The organism is Bacillota bacterium, assembly GCA_040754675.1.
Classification (GTDB): Bacteria; Bacillota; Limnochordia; order Limnochordales; family Geochordaceae; genus Geochorda.
In genome coordinates, this window is the sequence record JBFMCJ010000285.1 from 1 (window position 1) to 5,270 (window position 5,270).

At 59.9% G+C, this 5,270-nt stretch carries 5 protein-coding genes; all 5 read right to left on the reverse strand.

The features are described from left to right. On the reverse strand, window positions 1-156 hold a 156-nt coding region (locus AB1609_14965), incomplete at its 3' end, for a 2Fe-2S iron-sulfur cluster-binding protein (GenBank protein ID MEW6047759.1). Window positions 157-278: 122 nt separating this feature from the next. After that, a complete protein-coding gene (locus tag AB1609_14970) occupies window positions 279-1,772 on the reverse strand; it encodes a tripartite tricarboxylate transporter permease (protein ID MEW6047760.1) in 1,494 nt (497 codons plus the stop codon). Between the two features lie 26 nt (window positions 1,773-1,798). Continuing rightward, window positions 1,799-2,212 carry a tripartite tricarboxylate transporter TctB family protein gene (locus AB1609_14975; GenBank protein MEW6047761.1) on the reverse strand — a complete coding sequence of 138 codons (414 nt, stop codon included), beginning with the start codon at window positions 2,210-2,212 and terminating at the stop codon, window positions 1,799-1,801. Window positions 2,213-2,481: 269 nt separating this feature from the next. After that, window positions 2,482-3,480, reverse strand: coding sequence for a tripartite tricarboxylate transporter substrate binding protein (locus tag AB1609_14980; GenBank protein MEW6047762.1), 999 nt, complete (start codon window positions 3,478-3,480; stop codon window positions 2,482-2,484). A 115-nt stretch (window positions 3,481-3,595) separates the two neighbouring features. Then, on the reverse strand, window positions 3,596-5,254 hold the full coding sequence (locus AB1609_14985; protein MEW6047763.1) for an FAD-dependent oxidoreductase: 1,659 nt from the start codon (window positions 5,252-5,254) through the stop codon (window positions 3,596-3,598). Window positions 5,255-5,270: the final 16 nt, after the last annotated feature.

Genomic DNA, 5,270 nt, shown 5'->3' on the forward strand with positions numbered 1-5,270 from the left:
GCTCTCCCGCAGGACGCGGATGCCCGCCGCATGGAGCGCGGCCGCAATGGGCTCACCCTCGTAACCCTCGAGGGGCCGGCCTTCGAAGAAAAAGGTCACCTTCCTGCGCGCAAGGCAAGCAACAATGGGATGCTCTTTGATGCGTAGCGCAACCATCCGGCAATAACCTCCGTCGGTCTAGAAGCTGTCTTGCCCGTCCGACAAGTCAGGGCCACCAGCCAAATCCAGCCACGGCAGGGTAACCCCTCCGGGTCCACTTCCGGTGTGCAACGCCAACACTACCCCTCCACCAAATGCCGCCGGAGCCGTCTGACTACAACAAGTTGAAACACCACTGCAGCCAAAACCAGGGAGAGCGTGATTGGCCTGAGGAATGGCCCCCACCATTGGTCACGGAACAACTGAACAGTCAAACGGAAGTTCCCCTCTGCCAATGGCCCGAGTACCATACCGACCACCAGAGGTGCGGGAGGAAAGCCTCGGCGTTGGAGAAAGAACCCGATGACACCTGCCGCCAGCATGATCCATATGTCCAGCGGGCTGAACCGCACACAGTACGCACCAAGCAGGCAGATCGCGCTTACGAAAGGCAACAGGACATACTTGGGCGATGTGGCGATCCGCGCAAATACCCCGACAAGGGGTAAGTTCAGGACCAGCAACATAGCGTTGGCGAGGTACATCGCAGCGATGAACGCCCAAAAGATTCCCGGCGCCTTGTGAAAAAGCATCGGGCCCGGATCGACATCGTGCATCCTGAGGCCTGCCATCAGAACCGCGGCAGTTGGCGAGAACGGAATCCCAAGCCCAAAAAGAGGTGCCATCGCCCCTATGACTGCCGCATTGTTAGCGCTTTCAGGGCCGACCACACCTTCCACCATACCTGTCCCAAATTCCGTCCGTCGTGGAGAAATCTGCCTTTCCACAGAATATGACAGGAAACTTGCAACAGTGGGTGCAGGCCCTGGTATAAGACCGCTTGCGAAGCCGATCGCTGCACCACGCAGACTCGGGCCGACTGACCTCCGCGCTTCCTCCCGGCTCGGGTACAACTCGCGAAACCTAACCTGTGCTCTCGTACCGGCGTCTGGCACACCAAGGGTACGAAGCACCTCGGCCAGACCGAATATGCCCACCGTAACTGGAATGAAGTCTATACCCTGCATCAGTCTTGGACTGCCGAAAGTAAAGCGCAAAGAACCAGTCAAAGGATCAATTCCCACCGTGCTTAGAAGCAGACCCAAGAACAGCATGGTCAGCCCTTTGGTTTGGCTTTCTCCAATCAAGCCCGACAGGACTACAAAGCAGAAAAGGGAGAGAGCCAGGAACTCTGATGGGCCGAAACTCAGAGCCACACTTGCAAGAGTTGGCGCAAAAGCCTGCAGACACACTACGGCAATCGTGCCAGCGACCCACGAGCCGAGCGCGACAAGGGCAAGCGCCGCTCCGGCACGCCCCTTTCTGGCCATCTGGTAACCGTCGAGACACGTCGCGACAGACGCTGCTTCGCCGGGCACGTTCACAAGAATTGCGGTCGTTGATCCGCCATACATCGCGCCATACCAAACGCCCGCCAGCATAATGAGGCCAGCCTCGGGACCATACCGCACGCTAAACGGAAGCATCAGCGACATTGCAGCTGTGGGACCCAACCCGGGCAGAACCCCGACAAGGGTCCCAAGCACCACGCCCAAAAAGCACGCCCCCAGGTTTACCGGGCTTGCCGCGGAAGCCAAACCCTCAAGGAACATATGAATGTTAATGCCATCCACGGTCTCGTGACCCCCCGTAGCTCCGACTACCCCAAAGGACCTCGTGGTAGGTCAATGTAAAACAATAAGTCGAACAAAACGTATAATAGCCCGGCTGAAGCCAACGCTACGGCAAACGAACGTACCCAACCCTTCGCCCCGAAGACTTTTGCCTCCGCCAGTACCACGAAAAACGTGGCCAGTACGTACCCAGTCACCGGTAACAACGGGTACCATGAAACAAGCGGGGCAATCGCACCAATAATCTCCCTGGTCGTCCTCCGTAACTCTCCCTCAGACGCCGCAACCGTACGCCCATCCTTGCAAGCACCTACAACACCTATCAAGGCAGTAACCAACATTAGAAGTCCCACGGTCGCCGGAAACGCCCCCGGGCCTGGGGACGCAGGTGACCCCACGCCGAGACCGAATGACGAAACCAGCACGCCAGCTCCCAACATCGCGAACGAGCCGAGAATAACCACATCCGCCTTCCCCCGGAGCCTTGTCCTTCCCTGCACCGCTCTCACCTCCGCCCACGCAGGCGGTTCCAGAAGCCACTGACGCTAGCCAATGCAGGAGACAATACCCGCCCGAGAAGCCACGGCTCGCCGACCGTGGCCTCTCGGGCTTGCTTCACCCAAGCCGTACCCCAGCCGTACAATCCAAGCACCGCTTCGAAGACAGACCTAGACCAATGAAGTTGGCGAACATCGGAGAATCGGCACCCTCACTTGATCAGTCCTTCCTGAATCAGGCGATCAAGGTGGGGCTTAAGAGAACTGGCGTGTTCCTCGATCAGCCTGACTGCATCAGCCCCTGCCACTGCCATTGTCGATATCCCCTGTCCCGCCCCGAAAGTCTGGTACTGAGGGGACCCTGCGGCCCTCAAAAATGCTGCCTGCAGCGCCTCGGTAGCTTCCTCCGGCATTCCTTTAGGCCCAACCAAGTAGCCCAAGAGGGCCCCCTCCATCCCGATTGAGTATCCCTCCTCCATTGCAGTCGGCACGTCCTTGAGCGCCTCCAACCGCTGCGGCCCAAGGACACCCAGCGGCCGGATCTTGCCGGCTTCCCACATAGGCTTAGCCCCCACAAAGCCAATGAGACCCGCCTCTACGTGACCTCCGGCCAACTGTTGGGGAATCATCCCCTCGCCCCCTACCTGGGGTACCACATCAAAGCGAACTCCAGCGACGCTTTCGAGCATTTTGCAAACCAACCACCAGTAGCCTGGCGGCGAACTGGTGGCCATCGTTAGCTTCCCTGGCCGCGCTCTAGCGTCTTCTATGAGCTCCCGCAACGATCTCCATGGCGCCTCCGTTCGGCACCAGACGATAGGCGGCGCAGCCCAGAAGGCTCCAATTACGTCTAGATCATTGTGATCGAAGTCAAGTCGACCGATTGCCTTCCCATAGTGCGCGATGACCGTTTCCCCGATGGTGTACCCGTCTGGCTGCGCCCCCTTAACATCCCGAAGCCCTATCGTTCCTCCCGCGCCCGGCTTGTTGAGAACGACGACTGGCTGCTGCAATTCCTTCGCCATCACCTCCGCGACAGGACGAGTGACCGTGTCCTGGAAACTTCCAGCTTCAACGGGCACGATGAGTGTAATCGGTTTAGTTGGATATCGCGCTGCTGTCCCCTTTCTTGGACCGCAGGACGTCAGCATCAACGCTAGGCCAAGGCACGCAAGTACCAGAATCCGTGTAAACGGAACCCGACGCCCCATTCGTCCCCCGCTCCTTTCGGTCCTGTTTTGAATCAATAGGACTCACTTCACCCGATTCTCGGCAAGCACCCTTATGCGCCGAACCCGCCCACCCCCTCCCTTTTGCAAGGCTAACTTAAGACATGAGGTAGGGCACACCTATGGTGATGGCATGCTCAGGACATTCTACCTCACACGCGAGGCAGGACCAGCATGTGCGGTGCTTTCCGAACGGCTCACCGCAGGATAGGCACCGCTCCGCCTCCGCCACCGCCTGCTCACGCCTCAGTGTCCCCTCAATCTCCCCGAAGCTGCGCCTGGCTTGCACTGGCAGCCGGGGTATCTCAACGCGTGGGCGCACAACGGTAGCGGAAGTATCTACCTCGGCTTCCTCCTGCGCAGCCGCTGCACAGTCCCGGCCATAACGCATCGGCTCTCCCCGCAGGAAGCGGTGGACGGATTCGGCCGCGGCCCGCCCCTGTGCCATGGCTTCCACAACCGAAGAGGGTCCGGTGACACAATCACCAGCCGCAAACACATTGTGTACGCTGGTCTGCAGGGTTACCGCGTCGACCACCACCAGACCACCGTGCGTCTCAACACCGCTTCCCGCCAGGAAGGATAGGTCCGCTTCCTGTCCGATAGCCACGATGACCGTGTCTGCCAACAGCACCCGCCGATCGTGTTCCTCAAAGCGCGGCGCGAAGCGGCCCTCCCCGTCGAAGACCGTCAGGCAGCGCTTGCACTCTACTCCGGATACCCGCCCCTCGGTGGAAAGGATGCGGGCAGGACCCCACCCGTTCTGGATCACAATCCCCTCTTCAAGGGTATCACGGACCGCTCCGGGGAACGCAGGCATTTCCTCCCGGGACTCGAGGCAGACCACCTGCACCTCCTCGGCTCCGAGGCGGTACGCAGTCTGCGCACAATCTACGGCAGTGTTCCCGCCGCCGATTACGACCACTCTCCGGCCTACCCTCGGTGTCCCCAGAACCGCTTGCCTCGCTCCCCCTGAGCGTACCGAGGACAAGAATTCCACGCCTTGGTACACTCCAAGCAAATCCTCGCCAGGAATGCCCAGGTGCTTACCCCTCGTGGCACCTGTAGCAACCAGCAGCGCGCCGTACTCCTTCCTCAGATCACTGAACCCGGATGCGTCAACGAAAACCCCCAGGCGAAGGTCTATTCCGAGGCGTTCCAACACAGATAGTTCCTCCGCGGCGACTTCTGCGGGGAGCCTGAACTCCGGGATGCAGTTGGTGAGCATTCCGCCCAACCGTGGTGCTGCGTCGAAGACCGTGACCCGATACCCCTGCCTACGCAGATGGCACGAAGCCATAATACCTGCCGGGCCCCCGCCGAGCACGGCTACACGATCCGGCAGTTCGCTGGCAGGCTTCCAGACGTCCAAAAGCTTTTGGCTATCCGGGTCAGATCGGTCGGCACCTCCGGCATCGGCAGTGTCGGCAACGTAGCGTTTGAGAGCACGAATCGCCACCGCCTCACCGTCCACCGTGCGGCGGAAACATGCTGTCTCGCACGGCGCGGCACACACGCGGCCTAAGATGCGAGGAAATGGCACGTTCCCGCATATGATTTCGAGGGCCCTTTGTTCCTGTCTCCGAAGGATCATCTGGACGTAGCCCTGGCAGTTGAGGTGCAGAGGGCAGGCCTCACGACACGGGGATGCCTTGAACCGAAGGTTGTCCAGGATGCACTTATCGACGCACTCCATACAGAACACGCATTTCGACTTATCAACGCTGATGTTGTCAGATAACCACTGGAGCGCCACTTCGCCTAACCCTCCC

Coding starts and splice junctions, on each gene's coding strand:
- AB1609_14980 (MEW6047762.1), bottom strand. CDS start 3,480: ATGGGGCGTCGGGTTCCGTTTACACGGATTCTGGTACTTGCGTGCCTT.
- AB1609_14975 (MEW6047761.1), bottom strand. CDS start 2,212: ATGTTGGGAGCTGGCGTGCTGGTTTCGTCATTCGGTCTCGGCGTGGGG.